Raw genomic sequence first — 20,103 nt, 5'->3', positions numbered from 1 at the left:
AAGATCAGAGGCAGTTGGTGTTGATCGACGATCACGGCCATCTCGGCGACAGCAACCGTCCCCGGCTGGTGGCCGCAGCCAGCTGCCACGGCGACACCTCGCCGATGTCCGGCCAGCGCGAGACCGCGGCCTTCCAGGCCCCGATCACCGCCGAGACCGCCTGCGCGAACGGCGTCGCCGCCAGCGCCGGCGGGATGGGATCAACACCGGTATCGACCAGCAGCACGGTGAAGTACACGCGAACGTGCTCAGCCCTTCGTTCGAACCGCCGCAGCCAGCCGCGAACGGTGTCCACCGGCCGAGCCAGCCGGGCGGCGATGGACCTGGCTCCCACCCCGGACGCCTTCCAGGCCAGCGCGGTCCCTATCACGTCCGCCAGATCCACCCGCCTGACCAGCACGAACACCGGAAGGAGCACATGCGAACCCCCGCAGCCCGAACAGCGAGCCCGCCGCGGACACACCCTCACGAGACCCTGCGCATCCCGCAGCACCCGGTGTCTCGCCCATCCCCACGGCGCGAGCACACCCCCGCAATCCGGACACTCGATCTCGCCCGCCAGCAACCTGGTCTCGACCCTGGCCACGTCCGCCTCTACCGTGAGCACCGGCGCCTCCAAGCGCGTCACGGCCCTCCCGGACTCGGCCAAGAGATCTTCGGGAGGGCCTTCGCATGCCTCCTTATCGGCAAGGTGCCGCCGCCGAAGAACTCACCAATCCCACAGGCATGCGTCCGAATCCGTCGGCACACAGCATGCCCTCAACCCACCGCCCACATAGGCATCTTGAGTGTCGTCTAACACGCCAGGGCAGCCGACGACGATGCGGTCAGTTCACCCCACTCATCAAGGTGCCAGCCGCTAACATTCCGCATCCCCCTACTCACCCCGCCTGCTTCGCATGCCCATCACGCGTGCTGTATCCGAGCCCCGTCTCACCCCATGCAACCGCGCACGCTTTCCCGCGAGCCGTGACGGACTTGGCATGCCCAGGACCGGAACTGCAAGGAGAGGGGGAGCACCTGTAGCTGGCTGCCAAGGCCAGGTCAGGACAAGCACGAGCGCTGCTCCAAAGGCCCTGTCGGCGAGGTGAGCCGACTGTGCCCTGGGGCAAGCGGCAGCCGTCCCCGCCTGGGCCTGGCGGCCGGTTCCGCTTCCGTGTCCGCCGGTACCCGGTAGCGGTGCAGCCAGTCCAGCAGCGACCCTCTGCCCACCTGGACGTCCAGCTCCCACGACTCCATCAGCGCCTCGGCCCTGCCGAGCCACCGGCCGCGGGCATCGGTGTCGCGGACGTCCGACTGCTCGAACTCGACCATCAGCTGCGCAAGCCGTGCCGCCTCCGGATAGATCACCAGCGGCATCACCCGGATACCGCGGTCCTCCAGCCCGCACGCCCACGCCCGGTGGACCCAGCGCAGCACCATGGGCATCGACCGCCACCAGTCCGCCACCACCTGAAAAGCGTCGGCGAACAGCTCCTCACCCGACCGACCGAACTGCCTCTGCAGCCGGGCACGCTCCAGATGCGCGTCGGCGACCTCAGGGAGCTCCTTCAAAGACAGCCCGTCCAGCGGCTCCGTCCTTGAGTCATCACACCACCGCCCGTGCCGGGCACACACCCGCCAGCTGTCCGACGCCAGCCACCAGGCCGGCTCCCTGACCCCGCGGACCTCCGCACACCTCGTGCAGCAGCGCACGAGATGCCCCTCGGACGGCTGCCAGGGCCACTTCCACACCGCCTCCCCGTCACCCGGCAGACGGTGACGCGGGGCAAGCCCAGGCAGTGCCCGCTGCAACACGGCCGCAGATGCACCGGCCAGCACGGCCAGATACTCAAGCCCCGGCCCGTTCACATACATCTCCGTGCACTGCGGGTACTTCTCCACGCGCGCCGCATCACCCGACGACGACCCCGTGCCTTGGCCCACACGCTGCAGGAAATCCGCAAGGCCCAGCCCGTTGGCGTGCGCCAGCCGATTCACGAACGACCCCGTCGACTCCCCGGGCAGAGGCCGAACAAGGAGCGGAAGAGACTGACGCGGACCGTAACGCCCCACAACCTCCAGCACCACACCGCCCCTCCCTTCGACCACCACGCACGCCTGCGCTCTATCGTCGCCAGCCGCCGTACAGCCTGGTCAAGGCGCCTTCACCTCTTCGGGTGAACAAGGCGACAACACCCCCACGGCCTCCCCGCCACGGGTCTGAACCTTGATCCGCAACAAGACGACCCGCTGCCAGGAGGGCACCGTGGCCATGCTGACGAGCAACGGCCTTCGCACACCACTACGCGGCCACCAGACACTCGCCGTCGACGCGTGCGTCAGCGAGTTCACCGACGGCGCACCCCGCGTGAGCGTCGTCATGGCCACCGGAACGGGAAAGACCCTCGTCGCCCTCAACACCGTCCAGGAGACCACGCCCCAGAGCAACGCCCTGATCGTGATGCCCACCCTGGACCTCCTCGAACAGACCGCCGCCGTCTGGCAGCAGGAAGGCCGCAAGGGGATCTACCTGGGCTACTGCTCACGCGACGACACCCATGTCCGCTCGCTGCGCGGCATCCTCACCATGGTCCACGACCCGGGCGAACTCGCCCGCCACGCCTCCCAGACCGACGGCCCGGCGAACGTCTTCTGCACCTACCACTCACTGAACAACCTGGCCCAGGCCCACCGCGATCACCACCTGCCGCGCTGGGGCATCGTGATCTCCGACGAGGCCCACCGCACCGCCGGCAACCTCCACAAAGCCTGGGGCGTCATCCACGACAACAACGCCCTGCCCGCCCGCAGACGGCTCTACATGACCGCCACCCCGCGCATCTTCGACGAGAAAGCCGGCGCCCACGTCGCGCCCGGCTGCGAAGTGGCCTCCATGGACGACCACCGCCTCTACGGCCCCGTCGTCTACCGCATCTCCCTGGCCGAAGCGATCGACCAGGGCCTCCTCGCCGACTACCGCATCGTCGCCGTCGAGATCAGCGACGCCGACCTGCACCGCGTCCTGCGATACGCCTCCTTCGCATCAACCGGCGCCGAAGGCCTGCGCGTAGCCGCCGCCCAGGTAGCACTCCTGCGCGCCCAACACCTCTACGACCTGCGCCGGACCCTGACCTTCCACCGCCTCATCGCATCCGCCAGCATGTTCGCCGAAACCCTCCACGAAACAGCAGCGCTCATGCCCGCACAGACGCGGGCGCCCCTCGTCGTCGGCACCGTCAACGCCGACCAGCGCCCCTCCGTCCGCCGCCGATGGCTCGAGACCTTCGCGTCCGTCCCGATCAACAGCCCCGGCCACACCACCGCCCCCCAAAGAGCGGTCCTGACCAACTGCCGCTGCCTGGGCGAAGGCATCGACGTCCCCAGCACCGACTCCATCCTCTTCGCCGACTCCAAACAGAGCTCCCTCGACATCACCCAGGCCGTCGGCCGCGCCCTGCGCCAGAACCCCGGCGACGACAAGATCTCCACCATCATCGTCCCCGTCTTCATGGAACCGGGACAAGAACTCAAGGAAGGAGTCAAAGGAACCCGCTACCGACTCCTCTACGACGTACTCATCGCCCTGTCCACCTACGACGAGCACGTCATCCACCGCGTCGAATGGGCGAGAGCCCCAGACGACTCCCAAGACGTCCCCGGGCCTGCCGCCGGACCCGAACGCGCCGACGAGATCATCCCGCTGCTCGACCTCCAGGCCACCGGCGCACCCCACCGCGTATGGCAGATCGGATTCGAAAGCGCCCAGCGCTACTTCGACACCTACGGCCACCTCCATGTCCCCAGCCGCTACCTCGGCCCCGACCGCTTCTACCTCGGCTGGTGGATCGGCCGCCAACGCTCCCTGCGCATCAACCACATGCTCCTGCCCGAACGCATCGAGCAGCTGGACACCCTCGGCATGACCTGGCCGCACCCGCCCACCAGCATCGAGTACAAGCTGCAGATCGCCCGGGACTACAAAACCCGCCACGGCCACCTCGCCCCCCACACCGAAGAGACCTTCCGCGGAATCCGCCTCGGCCGCTGGATCGCAGAACGCCGCCGAGAAGCAAACCAACGCACCCTGCCCTACGGCTACCAGCGCGCCCTCAACGAGATCTACCCCTGGTGGAACACCCACTGGCCCAAACACTGGCACCACACCTACGCCCAGGCCCTGGCAGCAGCCCGCGCCGGCGACCTCCCCTTCCCCGACCTGCGCCCCGACGCCGAAGAGACGCCCCTCACCCGCTGGCTCGACACACAGATCGACGCCCTCCCCACCCTCCACAGCGACCAGCACGAACTCCTCGGCGCACTCCCGCTCCGCCACCCCCTGGCCCTGCTCCTGCGCCGACCCCGCGGCCATACACAATGGGCCTTCGCCAAAGGACTACGCGCCGCACGCGCCTTCTGGCGCAGCCACCAGCACCTCGACGTCCCCCACGACTACCTCTGCCCCGACACCGGACTCCACCTGGCACCCTGGATCGCTGACAAACGCCGCCACCCACTCCGCCTCACCCAGGAACAACGCCACGCACTCGAAGCACTCGACTTCCGCTGGATCCGCTGACCGTCACGCCACCTTTCCTGCCGCGAGCCTGGGAAACGGCTGCACGCCAGAAGAGCCGCGCCAAGGACCTATGGACCACTCGCCGGCGTGAGGCCTCTGCGCCCGCAGCCGGGGCGCCAGGACGCGCGGTCGGAACACCGCCGGGGGAGACGGGCGCAAGCGCGGGCCGGCCTCCGCACGGCTGCCCCCTAGCGGAGCCCGGCCCATCAGAGCCGGCATCGCCCACCCCAAGAGACACCGGATGAAATCATCCTTCCATTCGAAAACTATGCATAGAAGGATGAACTACTGAGATTGCCCCATGTAGTGCGGCGTGCCGCCCTACGGTAGGTGCGTGCTGAGTGGAGTAACGCAGTCCATCCCGGTCGGCCAGATGGCCAGACTCAAGCTCCCGGTCCGCAAATATTACGGGCGGCCGATGTGCATCACTGGACTGCAGAGCGATGGGAGTGTGCACAGCGATTCTCGATGCCCCTCCGTGGTCCTTCACGGAGACACCGTCAAGCGCCGTGTCCTGTTCGACGCAGACATCGCATCGCGCATGTGCTCCTGCTGCTGTGTGGAGAGTGACGACCCCTGCGACGAAGGCCTGGAAACGGCGATCGTCGATCTGGTGTTCCTACGTGAGCTGCTCGCCGAGGAAGACGAGGAGGAGCAGTGCCGTGATGACCCCGGAAACGTACCGAACTTTCTGAGAGCGAACTTCAACCCAGACCACTGGCGCACCATCCAGCGTGAGCTGACTCAGACCGCCGACAGCCTCCAGCATCAGCCTTGGCTGTATCACTGGGCATCGCCGCACCTGACTCGTGCCGCGTCATACGCGGAGCGCCGATGCGAGGAACGCCGTCGCCTCATCGACTCGGCCGCGATTGAGCGAACTGCCGCAGTCTTGTACGAACGGGGAAAGTCTGAGCCGGAACTGGCGCGCATGTGGTCGAGCTGGCGGCGAAGAGAGGTCTCCAGCCTTCCCAGTCCGGACGACGAGTTCTACGGCGAGAGCCGACTGTGCCTCCCCGGCCCCGGCTCAACCAGCACCGCCGCCAGCGTGACGATCAGTCTGCGGCTGCCTCCCGGCACGTTCGAAGCGGCTGGGTTGTGCATGCTGGAAACACTGTCGAACTGGGAGCAAGACGCCATCGCCGCCTATGAGACGGCCGCCCACTGGGTCTCAGGAACAGTGACGCTGACTGCCCCGCCCGTCGTCGCGCGCGAACTTCTGTGTCCCGCCAGGAACCTCGACCTGATGCCCTCTGTCCAAGCGGCAAGCCGACAGCCCATCGAGCCCCACAGCTGAAGGGTGTGGCAGAAGGACGTGTCCGGCCAGTTCACAGTGGTTTCGGGGCGGGCCTGCTCACACGACCATGGCCAGGTTGCGGATGCGGCCCTGGCCCGGACCGCGTGGCGGAGGCCGATGGTGCCATGCTGCCGGCAGCGGCGGAGGATCTTGTCGTGCTGCACGCGGGCGAAGGCGTGCTCGGCGCGGGCCCTGACCCGAGGCGTGAACCCGCTGGAACCTGCCCTGACAGCCGAGCGGGACGATTCCCTGCCCCCGGACCGGCTCGTCGGCAGCGAACCTCGGCAGTCTCTCGCGCCCCTGACGGCCGCCCGCTCCCCTTCCCGGACACGTGACCTGGCCGGCCGTATCGGATCACCCCTGGAACCTGGCCAGTCACATGACCAAACCGGCTGCCTGCCGCGGCCTGGCACGGTCTCGGTCGGCTCTCCGGGAGAGATCACCTCCCGGACTCCCAGTCTCTGGAGCCGGGACGGTGGTCCATCGGCGTGCCGCATCCGCCAGCCGCCGTGCCGGAGCACGGTCGCATGCTGGTCAGAACGGGTCGGGTACCCCTGCGGGGTGGCACCGACGTGCCTTGCGGCCTGAACCGCATGGGCAGTGCGCGTTCTTGCCGACGCTGCGGCCAGGGCCGGCTGACCTGACCTTGGGAGGCGTGAGACCAGAGACCCGCTGCTTACCGAGCTCCCGCCAGAGGGACAGGGCTGCAGGGACGTCATCACCCTGCTCCAGCAGCCACTGCGCGGCTGCCTTGCCAGATGCGTCGGGGAAGGCAACTGCGGCCTGAGAAAGCTCCTCACGGTCCAGGAACTGCCGGGCGATGGCGCCGTAGGAGCGGCGGTCGCTGAAGTGTTCCATCCCCTGCACCCGGAAAACGTTGGGCGCGAAAGCGGCGCCCATCATGACGGCAGCGCCCGCCACCACTGAACCCGGGTCGCCGGTCGGCTCGTCGGGAGTGCTCGTGGCGTTGAACCGGTCAACAAGTGCCTGCTCTCCGGAAGAGAGCTTGATGGGACGCTCCGCGGCCAACAGCGCCCGGTACCGGTCCTCGAGCTCCTCGGGGTTGCTGTAGGCGCAGGAGTCGATCACCTCACTGTGGAAGAAGTGCAGAACGAACAGGCCATCCTGGAGCGCGGAACGAAACATCTCGACCGACGTGGTACGGCTGAACCCGACGACCTGAACGGTCGTCTCACGACGCTTGCCGCGACGCATGTCGTCGCCCAGCCGCGCGCCCTGGGAGGACAGAAACGGGCACACCTGCGCTGAGTAGACGGCGCAGATCTCGTGCACAGGTGCCTCGGACAGCCCGACCTCCTCGGGAATGGGAGAGGCACCGAGGCTGGGGAGCACCTGCCATCGTGGCTCATCCCCAAACGGCAGCCCGCACACGGCACACCAGTCGAAGGCGGCCAGTACGAGCTTTCGCCGCTCATTGACAGCTCCGAAGTCTGTCCCGCTCGCCCCACGCCCTACTGTCGCGATCACCGGGTACCCCCGGGGATCACGCTCCAGATGGCTGAGTCGTTGCGGTGCTATGACGTCCTGCGGCCTCAAGGCCACCTCCATCGTCCGTGTAGGGGTAACCCAGGCTAATGGCGGACGCCTACGACGAAGCCTGCGTCAAGAAGGCCCGGGCAGCCGAAGACGCCGCCGCGCCCTCCAGCTGACGGGATCGGGCGTGGGGGATGGCCTCCCGTGCACTCTCCGTCGTCCGCGGACATGCGGTGCTGCCGGCCCGACATCTGCGCGCGAAGCACACCGGGCAGATCAACCGGATCGGCATGGGGTCCGTCTTGTGGGCACCCTCGTACTTCGCAGGGTCCTGCCAGGCGCACCGCCGAGCACCATCAAGGAGCACACAGAGAATCACAAACGGCCCGCCTCACCCGTCACCTCGCAGGCGCAGGGCACTGCGGCGCTTCGCGCCTGGCCGAGCACCCAGCTGCGCGACAAGCTGAACTACGCGAACTTCGGATCGGCGACGATCAAAACCACTGACAAAGGCGACCGATTCCGCAATCTGCTCAATGCCGCCAAGCCGGCAGGCATTCCCTTCAACCCCTGGGCCTGACAGGACCACGTCCCGACCCCCGATGAGGCGCTGAACCCGTCGGGCGTCGCGACACCATGAGACAGAGCCGGTGGGTGCCACCTCAGGAGTGGCACCCACCATCCTGCGTACTTGGCCGTCGCCGACGGCGGCGCGATGTTGCCGCAGAGCGCATTGCTCAAAGGACTGCGACAACACGCCCCGGTGTAGCACGGTGAGAACCGGCACGAAGCCAGCCAAACGGGTCGGGTCTCGTGCGGCAGAAGCCCTCGCACCCGCAGGACGGCCACAGCCTCCTCGTCTACCCGCTCCCTGGTGTCGATGTGCACGCGCCTCCTTCAGTCCACCAGAGCGGTCCACCACCTCAAGCGTCAGCCGGGTCAGCTCATCCAGACACCCCCGGGTGAGAGCCGACGCGCAAGCCGCAGGCCGGACCTGCTGATCGGGGCGGACCAGGACACCTCGACGACAGAGGAGCCGAACCCGTCGGCGAGCGCCTGGACGAGCGCGGCACCCACGCCCTGACGCCGGTAGGCGTCAGCCACCCAGACCAGGTCGATCCTCGGCCGCACCGTGTCGTCCCTCTCGCCATACGGGGAGCCTTCGGTCAGGTCCCAGAACCGGTGGCGGCTGGTGTCGTGGGCCGCGAGGTAGCCGATGACGTACCCGTTGGCCTTCAGCAGATAGGCCCGGACGTTGTCCTCTGTCTCCTCGGGCTCGCCGTCGTGGGACCAGGAACTGAAGTCGTAATGATTCTCCCTCTGCGGCACTCTCGCCACCGCGGAGACGAGCTTGCGCCACGCGATGGGGGACAGGGTCGTCACTACGGCCAGGTCGCCCAGCCAGTCGAGGTTCTTCGGCGCCCGCAGCCCCAACGCCCACTGTGCGTGGTGGTCGGCGTGCTCACGTCCGTCGTTCCACCCCTCCTCCAAAGTTCCACCGCACCGGCAGGCATGACCGACCGCAGGCTCCACGATCTGGAAACGCACCGGCGTAGAGCGATGGCTGAGGTCCCGGTCCCGACCGCCCACCCAGGGCCGCAAGGAGACGTCATCCAGCTCCACATGACCACTCCACCGGTCAACCCACCCGGGGAACCGCTCGGGAGCCGTCTCCCGCAGCCGCTTCTGTGCCTCCGGCAGCGTCGGCCGCACCCACACGCTCCCACCCGTGGCCCGTCCGTTCACGCGCAGACCGCTTCGTCCGGCCACGCCGCGCAGGAACCGCAGGAACACACCAGGAGTCGAGTGGAAGTCCACACCCCGCACCAACTCCCGCTCGCCAGGCGCCAGCCAATCATCCACGGGCAGTGCCAGCCGGCCGGCCAACGCGTGCAGCCCGCTGTAGTCGCGCTCCAGCTCAGCTGCCCGCAGCGCGGTGACAGCAGCCTCCACCTCCGCATACGGCACAGGAAGGGCCACCCAGCGCGGCCCGCTGCCCCAGACAAACCCACCCCAGTACCCCTCATAGCGAAGCCGGTCCGCAGCAGCCATCTGCACTGTCTCGACTGCTTCGGTGAAGAGGTCTGGCAGCTCGACTTCACGATCTGCCGAGGAGGCGGCATCGACGTATCCGTCGCGATCGAGATTGACCCTGGCGTACCAGCGGTGAGGCCGGACCTGGATCTTCCGGCACCTCCAGTCACGCGGATTCGCATCGAGGTAGATAGTCCGCTCACTCATCAGCTGCTCCTCGTGCTGCCGTCACTCTTTCCGAAGTGCTCACGGGGCGCCGCAGGGCGGCGACGCGGTGCTGTCCGACTTGCTCGGGCGACCCGTGACCGGATGCTCCCGGAGCAAGTCCCCGTCCTTCAGGGCGGGTGCGTCAAAGCGGTCCGCAGAGCGACGCTACAACGGACGGCGCTGCTGCTCGACTTGGTGATATCGCACTGCAGCACACATATTGAGGGCGTCGCGTGGCGTCAGCGGACGTCGTCGTACCAGTCAGAGGACTGCTGCAGGTAGCGGTAGCTGACCCACTCCTGCGCCAGACGGTTTCCGTCCAGCAGCAGCTGTGTGCCGCCCGTCCGGCATGGTGCGGGAAGCCACTGGGCCAGCTCACCGGCGGTTGCGGCGCTGACCGAGGCTTCCTTGGGTGCTGCAGGATGAGGCTGTCCCAAGGACTGAAGCACCTGGTAGAGGCGCTGGGCAGGCTGCACCGGCGGAAGCCCGAGATCGAGCGCGGTGGCGGAAGCCCGCAGCGGGATCCGCAGCCCGCTGGTGTCCAGGTCGCCGAAGTACCTGATCTGAGTGATGCCATGCTTGGCCTTGATGGCACGGATCGATGCCCGGAAGGTGCCGCCCAGACCCCACGCGACGTAGCCAAGCCGGTGATCGGCAGGCAGGCTCTCCACCAGTGACCACCAGGTGGTGGAGTTCTCGACCACGAACAGCACATCGCCCGCTCCGACGCGGCAATAGTGGCTGTCGCTCTCCTCCAGCGGGAACGTCTCTGTGATCAATGGCGGTGGAGGCCTGAAGGCTTGCAGCAGCTCGTCGAGCCGGGCTGAGTCCGAGAACAGCGGCCCGGAAGCGAGCGTGTCGAACGTCTTCTCCGGCATGGGGAAGTCAGCCGCGCTGCCGAACGTTCCGAAGATCTCCAGGGCTCGTTCCCTCAACGGGATCCGGAACAGATCCGCTCCGCTCTTGAGCCACCGGTCGATCGCCGCATAAGCAGACCGCTGCTTCGCAGTCGCTGTCGCCCAGTAGGAGGCCAGCCAGGTCAGAGCGGGGTGCCACATCGGCATCGGCGGAACGACCGGCGGCGGAGCCTGCGCCAGCAGCCGCACCTTGACGGGCAGAGACACCTTCTCCGGGGTACGCCGCTGGACCTGCTCGATCAGACCGGCTGCTTCCAGCGTGTCCAGCGCACCGGCCAGGACCGCCGGCTCGAACGCCTCGTCCACATTCCGGTTCGGCACACGGCGGAAGACCTCCCACACGTCGTCGAGGGGGATCAGCGCTGCCTTGTAGCGGCTGCGGCCGTGCGCCGCAGCCCACTCCCGCAGCCCCGCGATCAGATCATTCTCCCGGCGTTGCAGTGCCATCGTCTCCCCCGAAGATGCCGCGTGGTTCCTCACGGCGGAAGATTCTGGCACTGTCGATCCGCCCGGTACCGTCCTCGGGGTCAAGAGTGTCAAGGTGCGGCCGGAACACGTCGTCGACGACCAGGTACTTGCGTGCCGCCCGCAGGTCGGCGTCGTTGCGCAGCCGGACGATCAGCGGGAACTTCCCCAGGGCCTTCTCGTCGTACAGGCCGGTGGTGTAGACGAGCTGCACCCCCAGGGCCTGCGCCACCTGCCGTTGCAGGTCCAGAAGGTATTCGGCGTTCGCCCGGCCGATGGGGTTGTCCAGGAACAGAACGCCGGCGTGACGCGACCGCTCGCGGCCCTTCTGGTTGGCCCGCAGCGCAGCCATCGTGCAGTACAGCAGGATCGCCGCAGTCAACTGCTGGCCTCCGGAGAAGACGTTCTTGACCTTCGACACCCGTACCCGTTCGGTGCGCAGGACCATGTCAGGCTTGAGCACGTGGACCTTGAACCCGGCAGGAACGGCGGTGTGGACCGCGCGCAACATCAGCGACAGCCCGTCGCGGGCCACTTTGCGTCCGTCGCCGGTGCGGCCGGTCGCGGCTTCCTCCGCGAGCTCGCCCAGACGAGGCAGGAGCAGTTCGTCGGGCTGCGGATGGAAGGAGAACTGGATGAACTCCTCCTCGGCCCAGTCGCCCAGGCTCTGCGGAAGCTTGGACAGCCGCTGGGCAGAGCGCAGCAGGGACAGGGCCTTGTCACTCTCGCCCTTGAGATGGTCGACGATGGTCTGCCGGTGCTGATTCACTTCGTCGATCTCGTCGCTGAGGTTCCGCCTGCGTGTCTGGAGCGCGGCCAGCCACTTCGTCGCGTGCTCGGCGGTCTGCTCGGCGGACAGCTCGATGATCTGCTGCCGCACCGGGATGGTCAGGCGGGAGTACTGGTCACCCGCGGCGTGCCGTCGGCTGTGCTCCGCAGCCCTACGCAGGGTCTTCTCCGTGTGATTGAGATCTTCCTTGGCTTTCCTGGCTGCAGCGTCCAGACGCAGGTGGTCCCTCCAGACGGCGTCGCCGTCGCCCGCGTAGGGGACGGCATCTGGCTCCGCGGCCGCGTCCGTCAGCACCTGCGAGAGCCGCTCGAAGGTCTCGGCCGCGTCCTTGGCCCGTCTCGTCTGCTCGGCGGCGGCCTCCTGCTGTGAGAGCGCGGCCGCCTCGGCTGTCCGCGCGACTGCGTACTGCTTCTCCGCGTCCGCCACCGTCTCCAGACACCATTCGATGGTGTCCGGCACGTCGCCGGGCGGCATGGGCTCGGTGCCGTCGGCGGTCTGCTCGCGGAACTCCTGGCGCCGCTCGCTCAGGGCATTCTCGTGCCTGCCCTTTTCTTCTGCGGCCCGCTTGTCCGCAGTCTCTGCCGCCGCGAGCGCTCTGAGGGCCAGTTCGAGCGCCTCGGCCCGGCTGCGCTCGTCCAGCGCCTCGGGCGTCTGCAGCAACCGCAGGGCCTTGTCCCGGTCCGCCTGCGGCAACGCGGAGAACACGGCCGCTGCCTCCTGGGCATCCTCCTCAGCCCGGACAAGCCGCGCACGCAACTCTCCAGGGACCGCCGCCCTGTCGAAGTCGTCCTTGGCCTTGTTGTAAGCCTCTCGCAGTACCGGCACCGGGTCGCTCGGCGGCTCACCTTCGAACAGCATCTCCTGCACACCAGGCAGCTCGGCCCACTCCTGGGCGGCCGCAGCGGCGGCCCGGCGCTGCTCATCGCCCGCCGCTTGCCGGCCCTCGGCGGCCCGGCGCTGCTCATCGGCAATGCCCTGGGCTTCCTCGGCCTTCTCCTCGTGGATGCCGCGCTGCTCCTGGGCGGCCGCAGCCTGCTCACGCCATGCCGGGATCTGCGCCAGCCGCTCGCCGAGACCGGCCAGCCGGCGGCTCACCTTCTGCCAGTGCTCGTGATCCTGCCGCGTGTCGCCGAGTTCACCGCGGATATCCTCACGGCGCTCCGTCAAGGCTTCCATGGCCAGGCGCTGCCCCGAAGTCACCTCCTCGGCCTCCGCCAGGGCACTGACGGCGGCCGCGTGCTCTTCCCGCAGTTCCGCCAGCGTCCCAGCGGGGTAGTCCTCGCGCCACTGGGTGACCCGTCTCAGCACCACCGCGTCGTGCTGCTGGGTGCGGTGCAGCTCCTTCAACCGTTCCTCGGAGCGAGCCCAACGCTCCTCGATGAGCTTCTGCTCGGCCTCGGCGGCCTTCTCCTCATACAGCGCGGCGTTGAACGGCAGCGTGAACAGCACCCCCTGCGCGGGGCCCCCGTCTGCCTCATACAGCCCCGCGACCGTGCCCACAGCGACGTGGTAGGCCGTCGGCGTCGCCCGGCCGAGGACCTCCCGTGCCCGCTCCTGGTCGCTGTCCGAGTTCAGCAGCACTCCGCTGACCAGATGCGGAGCACCAGCGAGCATCTCCTCGCGCTGGCCGGGCGGCAATTGCGCGATGTACTTCCAGCCCGGCCAGGCATCAATGCGGGGTTCGGACTGCTGAAGGAGCCGACAGGCGTCCACCACGACCTGCGGCGGAGGCAGCAGGTGGCCGTCCTGCAGGGCCAGCCGGGCCACATCATCACGAGCCTGTTCGACCCGCAGCGCGACTCTTTCCCTCTCCGATTCCGCGATGGCCGCCCCCAGCCGCTCCAGCAACACCTCCGCGTCCGCCTCCAAGCGCACCGCCGCCCCCAGCAACTCCGCACCCCTGGGCACCATCTCGATTGCCGAGGTCCGCGCCACAGCGCTTTCCAGCAGCCGCTGCGTCTGGCCACGGCGACCTCGCGCAGCCTCCTCCTCGCGGATTGCAACGGACAGAGTCCCTTGGACATCGTCCTGCCGACGGTCGACGCTCTCCTGTTCCCGTTCCAGGGCGTTGATCCTGTCCGCCGCGCGGACCACAGCCTGCCGGGCATCCGCTGCTGCCTGGGGGACAAGGCCGGCGGCGGGCGCCAGCCCGTCCATGACAGCCTGCTCGGCCTCAGCCTGCGCCGCAGCGACCCGCCCCAGCAGCTCAGTGGCCTGCCCCTCGGCCCGCTCGGCTTCCTTCAGCGCTGCTTCACGTGCCAGCCGGGCCTCCCTCTCGGCCCCCTGGTGCTTGCGTGCCTCTGCGAGCTGCTGCTCCTGTGCCCTCTGCGCCTGGCCCTGGAGCCCTAGCAGCCCCCGGGCGAGTGCCTCTGCGGACCGCTGCCGGGCCTGAAACGCCGGCTCAGCCCCCGCTTCCCCTTGCTTCACCACCAATGCCAGGCCCCTGGCGACCGCCGACTTCGCCAGATGCCGATGCGCTGGCCCGGTCGCCCTCCAACCCTCCACCACGGCTTTCGCGTCCAGGGTGCTGCGGGCGGTCTCCTCGACATGGCCCTTGGCCCGAGTGAACCGCAACTGCGCGAGCCTGTACCGCTGCCGCGCCACCGTCGCAGCCCAGCGACGCGTGAGGCCGGCTGCGCCGGTGGCCTCTACGTCGCAGTTGTGCTCCTGGCGCTGCAAAAGCTCCAGGCGGTCCTTGTCACCTCGAACGCGGGCTCGGACCTGCCCGTTGAAGGCCGCGACCTCCTTGCCCGTCTGCTGCACGTGGACACGGGCCGCGTTCACCGCGTCCGCTGCTTCGACCAACGGTTCAAGCAGTGTCATGGCCTGTTCCACGAAGTCCAGTTCCAGCAGCAGGTCCTTGCGCCCAGCGAGCTGATGGGCATAGGTGGAGACCAGGGAGGCAAGCTCGTTGAGGCCCTTGTGGTCGTGCACGGCCTTGAGGAGGAAGTCGACGAACCCGCCGTCGGAGTCAAGCGTGAACGCGTGAACAGCCTCGCCCTCGTCCCGGTTCATGGCCCGCTGATACCGGAAGAGCTCCGGGTCGAGTCCGAGCTGTCCCAGCAGCTCCGTCCACTCCTCATGGGACTTCGGCCAGTTCATCTGGAGCCGTTGATCCTGGACGCCGAGTTCCTTCACCGACTCCCGGTAGGACGCCATAGCCCGGTACTGGCCGTCCTCGACGATGGGAAGAGTGTCCAGACCGAGCGTGTCGGTGGGGTGGAACGCATACCAATGCTCGACGAGGTTCTCGGCAACGGTCGAGACGACCTGGTCCTTCCAGCACAGGACCTTGGCGGTGACCAGCAGCCGCCCTGTGACGCTGTGCATCCACTCCAGAACAATGTGGGAGACGTCCCGCGCCAGGACATAATCCTCCAGCAGACGCGGGTCCGGAGCGTCCCTCACCTGCCTGCGGCCCGGCAGGACGACGGAGAACAGCAGCTTCAGCAGGACCGACTTCCCGCCACCGTTCTCCAGGAACACCACACTCGCCGGCGACGGACGCACCACCTGAGGAGCGGCGTCGAACAGGTTGTCCTGAACGGCGGCGACCGGCAGCCCCGCACCGGAGAAGTCCAGGATGACATCCTTGAACCGGGCACCCGCCGGGCCGGCCGAGCACACACGGATACGGGACAGCTCGTACATGATGGCTTGGTTCCCGCCTAGTAGAGGGTGCCGTCGTCGCCAGTGACGCGCAGCGACTCCGTGACGTCAGCGGGCGGCACTACGCCCAGGAGCAGCAGCTCGCGATACACATCGACCGCGGCCAGCTCACGGACCTGCAGCTGGTAGCGGCCGGTGGTGCGGTAGACCTTCACCGCAAGCTCCAGGTTCTCGCTCTCGGTGAGCAGCCCCTTGTCGACCAGGTAGCGAAGGGCCTTGCCGACAATCGCCTCCGTCGTCGTCGCAGCCACCTGCCCGCTGGTCGTCTCACCGGCCTCCGACCTGCGCGCATAGGCCCGCCACGCGCGCTCCAGCTCCGGTGCCTCCAAGGGCGCGTCACTGTTCTCCTGCGCCTCGGCTGACCGTTCGGCCAGCTCCTGACACGTGTGGCGCACGTGTTTGTCGACCACGGCGGCCGTTACCGCCCCCACATAGCTGTCGTCCGCCAGGTCCTGAGGCCGAGGGAAGCACAGCGCGGCGATCGCCAGATGTGCGAGGCCGTGCAAGACCCGCTCCGCTTCACGCTGGTGACTCTGCCGTGCTTGGCGCGCGTAGCTCTCCAGCCGGGTCTCGAACACCGAACCGGGAACCGGCACGACCACTGCGCCCGCGCGCATAGTGACCCCAAGGACCTGCAGGCCCAGACCCGTCGCGCAGCGCCGCACCAGGTCCTCGAAGGCAGGCTCCTCGTCGAAACGCCGCACCAAAGCGGCATACTCCGCGTCCCGGTGCGGGAGCAACCGCGGCCGAAACGCAAAGCCGATCAGCCGGGTCGCGGCCTCGGCGTCGTCCTGACCGTACACACCCGCATGGCTCATGCCCCCGCCTCCGTGTCCTGTGCCTGCCCTGCTTGGTCCGAGCCGTCCGGTAAAGGCTGCTGCACGCGCGCTGTCGTCAGCCACAAGTCGTCGCCGGCAAAGCCGGCACTGTCCAAGGCGGCATCCGCTCGTACAGCCACCCGCACCTGGTCCTGTCCGCGCCGCTGCGCGGCACCAGCATCTGGGCTGTAGGCGTGCAGCCCAAGCAGCGCCACCAGCGCGGGCAGGCCCGCATCGAGCAGGGCCGCCTCCTCCAGCAGACCCGACAGCGAGCGGACCTCCCCAGGCAGATGCAGGAGTTGCTCGGCCATCTCCCACTGCGCGGCAGTGAAGCGCGTGGTCTCCTCCAGCCGCTCCACCTCCGGCTCCTCCACCCGCCCTGCGAACCGGGGCGGCTCCGGCGCCGGACGCAGCAGCGCGGGCACCAGAGTGGCCAGATACGGAAGATCCGGCACGGCGGGCCCGGCCGACCGGCTGAAGAAGCAGTCGACGGCCCCGACCGCATCCGACACCGGCAGATCCAAAGCGGGACGCAGCAACTGCCCGAACAGATCGAACGTCGACCGGTGAGGCTGCACCGAAAACTGCTGACGGTCCTGCTCCGCGCGGAACACCCCCCGCGCTTCCAGCAGCCGCTGCTGCAGGCGCATGTGACGCCGGATGCAATCCTCGACGATGTCGACAAGCTCCGCAGCCTGCCGCTTGCGCACCGGGTTCACCGCCTCATCCCGGGCCTCGGCCATGTTCCTGGCGATCGCCCGCTCCGCACGCACCCGCTCCTGGACATGCGCCAGCGCCTCGCTCAGCAGCTCCGGGAACTTCTCCCTCCAGTCCACCGCCTGGATGTTGCGCCGGGTCGCCTCCAACTGAGCATGGATCAACTCCCCGTACTGGATGGTGCGGACCCTCGCCTGCTCCGCCACCTGCTTCGCGTCCGTGAGCCGCCCGCGCCTGATCAGGTTCGCGAGCTTGACCTCCGCAGCCTCCTGGGCAGACTCCACATCTGTGTCCAGCGCGCCGACCAGAACGTTCAACGCCTCATGCGAGGCATGCAGATACAGCACGCCGGCACTGTCGCGACGCTCCACGATCAGCTTGAAAGGGAACACCAGCACCCGGTAGACACCCGTCGCGTCCACAGCGCCGTAGGGACGGCGAAACGCCCGCTCGACGTCACCGAGATTGATCAGACTGTCCAGTACCCAGCGTGCCACCCGGGCGTGCTCCTCATCCGAACGCTCGGGCGCCTGACGGGCCACAAACCGCTGGACCCGGCTCAGGACATGACGCCGGCTGGCACCGGTGTCGAAATCCATCGCGATGGCCACCTGGTCGATCGTGTGCAGGCCGATCTCCGCCATCTGGTAGACCCGGGCATCGGCCCACTCCACCATGCCCTTGTTCGCGTCCAGGTCATGCAGGGGAGCCGTACACGCCAGCGCCTTCGCCCGACGGATCAACCCCTCGTCGTGCAGCAGACCCTCATCCGCTCCAGCCGCATCCGCGCGCGTTCCACGCCCGAAATCCACCAGGCCCCCTCTCACATGCCGACCACGGTCCGCGCGCACGTACCTCGCGCGAGTCGCAGCCCCCTCCGCCCCTCACACAGCTTGCCTTTGCCGAACCCTCCCGGGTCGCCATATGCCCGAATTCCTTCCGGAGGAGCCCTTCTTCCTCATCACTGCGCGCCCCCAGCCCCGGTCATCTCCGTGACAGGCGAGGCGCCGAACACCTACGACAGTTCCACCGGACGGCAGGCGCCGAGCGCACCAGCTGCCGTGGACTTGAGGGTGTACCGAAACCGAAGCCACACCCACCGGCCCCAGCGCACGGGGGCGAGCACGCTCTAACAACCCCTAACGAAATGATCTTCGGGCTGGTTGGATGGCCCTCCGAGCGTTGATCGGGGGGTGCCGGGTGGCTCGGCGGAAGCCGTGGGAAGTCAATGATGAGCTCTGGGCGGTGATCGAGCCGCTCCTGCCGAGGGTGGAGCGTCGGGCCCGTCATCCGGGGCGGAAGCGGCATCCGGACCGGTTGGTGTTCCAGGGCATCCTGTTCGTGCTGCACACCGGGATCGCCTGGGAACACCTCCCGCAGGAACTGGGCTTCGGGTCAGGCATGACCTGCTGGCGCCGCCTGGCGGAATGGACCGAAGCCGGCGTCTGGCCGCGGCTGCACGAGACTCCCCTCGCGCGTCTCCGCGGAGCGGACGCTCTGGACTTCTCCCGCGCCGTGGTCGACGGCTCTCACATACGGGCGTTAAAGGGGGCTCCAAGACTGGACGAAGCCCTGTTGACCGGGGCAGAAACGGCAGCAAGCACCACCTGATCACCGATGCCACGGGCATTCCGCTTGCGGCCACCCTGACTGGGGGCAACCGCAACGATGTCACGCAGTTCATTCCCCTCCTGCAGGCCGTCCCGCCGGTCCGGGGCAAGCGCGGCCGCCCCCGCCGCCGGCCCGACACCGTGCTGGGCGACCGCGGTTACGACCACGACAAGTACCGGCGACTCGTCTGGGCCCTGGGCGTCAAACCCGTCATCGCCCGACGCGGAGTTCCCCACGGATCAGGCCTCGGCACCGACCGCTGGGTCGTCGAGCGGACCTTCGCCCACTTGCACTGGTTCCGCCGGCTGCGGATCCGCTGGGAAGTACGCGACGACATCCACGAAGCGTTCCTCAGCCTCGCTTGCTCACTCATCTGCTGGCGACGCCTGAAGTCATTCCGATAGCGGTTCTAAGGACCCTCGACACGCTCACTTCTCCCCGCGGCCGACGCCTGATCCACCAGCCCCTCGGACAGACACAAGGTGCCTTCGGCTTCACGGCGCTCAGCGACCACCGAGACAAACACACCGCCAGCGCTCAGCGCGCCCCGCCATTGATGTACAGCGTCTGGCCGCTGACGTACGAGGCGTCGTCAGAGGCGAGGAAAGCGACCACGGAGGCGACCTCCTCCGGCTGCCCGACACGGCGCAGCGGGGTGCGCTCGGCGACGAGCCGCTGGTGTTCCTCGGCGTCGGAGCCGACCCGTTCGGCGGTGACCGCCGTCATCGGCGTAGCGCTGTAGCCAGGAGCGACGGCGTTGACGTTGATGTTGAACGGCCCGAGCTCGATGGCGAGTGTCGCCGTGAGCCCCTGGATGCCGGCCTTGGCGGCCGCGTAGTTGGCCTGGCCGCGGTTGCCGAGGGCGGAACGGGAACTCAGCGAGACGATCTTTCCGTACCGCTACCCGGTCATGTAACGCTGCCCGACGTAGGAGCAGTTGTAGGCGCTGGTCAGATTGACCGCGAGAACGGTGTCCCAGTCGATCTTCGGCATCTTGAAGAAGAGGTTGTCGCGCGTGACGCCAGCGTTGTTGACAAGGATGTGAAGGGTGCCGAAGTCCGCGACGACCTGCTCGAAGGCAGCCTCGACGGCGTCGAAATCGGAGACGTCGTAGCCATATGCCCGAGCGGTGCCGCCCTTGGCGGCGATGGCGTCGACGGTCGCCTGCGCCCGGTCAGCGCTCAGGTCGACGACGGCGACGGACGCGCCTTCCTCGGCGAGGCGGTGCGCGGTGGCGGCACCGATGCCCTGGGCTGCGCCCGTGACCACGGCGATCTTGCCCGTGAAGCGGCTCATCTGGGTACTCCCTTACGGAATCGAAGAGTGAGTGGTCAGTCGCTGTCGACCAGGACGGCGGTGCCCTGGCCGACGCCGACGCACATGGTGGCGAGCCCTTGGCGGTCGCCTGTGCGACGCATGCGGTGCAGGAGAGTGGTGAGCAGGCGGGCGTCGGAGCCGCACCAGCAGCGTGCAGCACTTGAGGCCTTCGACATGCGATGGACCTGCCGCTGACGGCCCCCACCGCA

The 20,103-nt window shown here is 68.2% G+C and carries 12 protein-coding genes and 3 pseudogenes; 4 read left to right on the top strand and 11 right to left on the bottom strand.

Annotated features, from left to right (window positions below; genetic code table 11):
• Positions 1–31: 31 nt before the first annotated feature.
• The 3 genes and pseudogenes from ACFYT4_RS32855 to ACFYT4_RS32845 form a co-directional block, all read right to left on the bottom strand.
• Positions 32–406 carry a hypothetical protein gene (locus tag ACFYT4_RS32855; RefSeq protein ID WP_389277446.1) on the bottom strand — a complete coding sequence of 125 codons (375 nt, stop codon included), beginning with the start codon at positions 404–406 and terminating at the stop codon, positions 32–34.
• A 638-nt stretch (positions 407–1,044) separates the two neighbouring features.
• Positions 1,045–1,554, bottom strand: coding sequence for a hypothetical protein (locus ACFYT4_RS32850; RefSeq protein ID WP_389277473.1), 510 nt, complete (start codon positions 1,552–1,554; stop codon positions 1,045–1,047).
• Positions 1,555–1,611: 57 nt separating this feature from the next.
• Positions 1,612–2,055 (bottom strand): annotated as a pseudogene (locus ACFYT4_RS32845) (TniQ family protein); the annotation flags it as partial.
• Between the two features lie 154 nt (positions 2,056–2,209).
• Here ACFYT4_RS32845 and ACFYT4_RS32840 point away from each other — a divergent pair.
• Together ACFYT4_RS32840 and ACFYT4_RS32835 are read left to right on the top strand one after the other, a co-directional pair.
• Positions 2,210–4,558: a Helicase associated domain protein gene (locus ACFYT4_RS32840; RefSeq protein WP_389277443.1), complete on the top strand. Its 2,349-nt coding sequence runs from the start codon at positions 2,210–2,212 to the stop codon at positions 4,556–4,558.
• A gap of 334 nt (positions 4,559–4,892) precedes the next feature.
• Positions 4,893–5,855 carry a hypothetical protein gene (locus ACFYT4_RS32835; RefSeq protein ID WP_389277440.1) on the top strand — a complete coding sequence of 321 codons (963 nt, stop codon included), beginning with the start codon at positions 4,893–4,895 and terminating at the stop codon, positions 5,853–5,855.
• Positions 5,856–6,389: 534 nt separating this feature from the next.
• Here ACFYT4_RS32835 and ACFYT4_RS32830 read toward each other — a convergent pair.
• Positions 6,390–7,208, bottom strand: a complete 819-nt coding sequence (locus ACFYT4_RS32830; RefSeq protein WP_389277437.1) for a hypothetical protein — start codon at positions 7,206–7,208, stop codon at positions 6,390–6,392.
• Between the two features lie 445 nt (positions 7,209–7,653).
• On the opposite strand from ACFYT4_RS32830, the gene ACFYT4_RS32825 reads away from it, so the two are divergent.
• Positions 7,654–7,929 (top strand): hypothetical protein, encoded by a 276-nt coding sequence (locus tag ACFYT4_RS32825; RefSeq protein ID WP_389277470.1) that lies wholly within the window; start codon positions 7,654–7,656, stop codon positions 7,927–7,929.
• A 359-nt stretch (positions 7,930–8,288) separates the two neighbouring features.
• Here the strand turns inward: ACFYT4_RS32825 and ACFYT4_RS32820 are convergent, their stop codons facing one another.
• The 5 genes from ACFYT4_RS32820 to ACFYT4_RS32800 all read right to left on the bottom strand — a co-directional run bounded on the left by ACFYT4_RS32820 (position 8,289) and on the right by ACFYT4_RS32800 (position 17,778).
• Positions 8,289–9,590: a GNAT family N-acetyltransferase gene (locus ACFYT4_RS32820; protein ID WP_389277434.1), complete on the bottom strand. Its 1,302-nt coding sequence runs from the start codon at positions 9,588–9,590 to the stop codon at positions 8,289–8,291.
• 239 nt (positions 9,591–9,829) lie between these two features.
• Positions 9,830–10,954: a Wadjet anti-phage system protein JetD domain-containing protein gene (locus ACFYT4_RS32815; RefSeq protein WP_389277430.1), complete on the bottom strand. Its 1,125-nt coding sequence runs from the start codon at positions 10,952–10,954 to the stop codon at positions 9,830–9,832.
• Entirely contained in the window at positions 10,929–15,413 is a 4,485-nt protein-coding gene (locus ACFYT4_RS32810; RefSeq protein ID WP_389277427.1) for a hypothetical protein, read from the bottom strand. Before ACFYT4_RS32810 ends, ACFYT4_RS32815 begins: the two co-directional genes overlap by 26 nt.
• Positions 15,414–15,430: 17 nt before the next feature.
• On the bottom strand, positions 15,431–16,249 hold the full coding sequence (locus ACFYT4_RS32805) for a hypothetical protein (RefSeq protein ID WP_389277424.1): 819 nt from the start codon (positions 16,247–16,249) through the stop codon (positions 15,431–15,433).
• The gene (locus ACFYT4_RS32800; RefSeq protein ID WP_389277421.1) at positions 16,246–17,778 is read right to left on the bottom strand and encodes a hypothetical protein; all 1,533 of its coding nucleotides are present in this window, start codon (positions 17,776–17,778) and stop codon (positions 16,246–16,248) included. The genes ACFYT4_RS32805 and ACFYT4_RS32800 overlap by 4 nt, the downstream gene beginning before the upstream one ends.
• A 355-nt stretch (positions 17,779–18,133) precedes the next feature.
• Between ACFYT4_RS32800 and ACFYT4_RS32795 the strand changes: the two genes are divergently transcribed.
• A protein-coding gene (locus ACFYT4_RS32795; protein WP_389277418.1) for an IS5 family transposase occupies positions 18,134–18,981 on the top strand; the annotation gives its coding sequence in 2 pieces (ribosomal slippage) (positions 18,134–18,509 and positions 18,509–18,981; 849 coding nt in all).
• A gap of 133 nt (positions 18,982–19,114) precedes the next feature.
• Here ACFYT4_RS32795 and fabG read toward each other — a convergent pair.
• Positions 19,115–19,873, bottom strand: a pseudogene (gene fabG, locus ACFYT4_RS32790) (3-oxoacyl-ACP reductase FabG).
• A gap of 35 nt (positions 19,874–19,908) precedes the next feature.
• Positions 19,909–20,031: pseudogene (locus tag ACFYT4_RS32785) on the bottom strand (3-oxoadipyl-CoA thiolase); the annotation flags it as partial.
• Between the last annotated feature and the right edge of the window lie 72 nt (positions 20,032–20,103).

Origin of the sequence: Streptomyces sp. NPDC004609, from assembly GCF_042873655.1 — a bacterium.
Lineage (GTDB): Bacteria > Actinomycetota > Actinomycetes > Streptomycetales > Streptomycetaceae > Streptomyces.
Note: the sequence above shows the minus strand (reverse complement) of the source record. Positions and strands in the feature narration are given on the sequence as shown.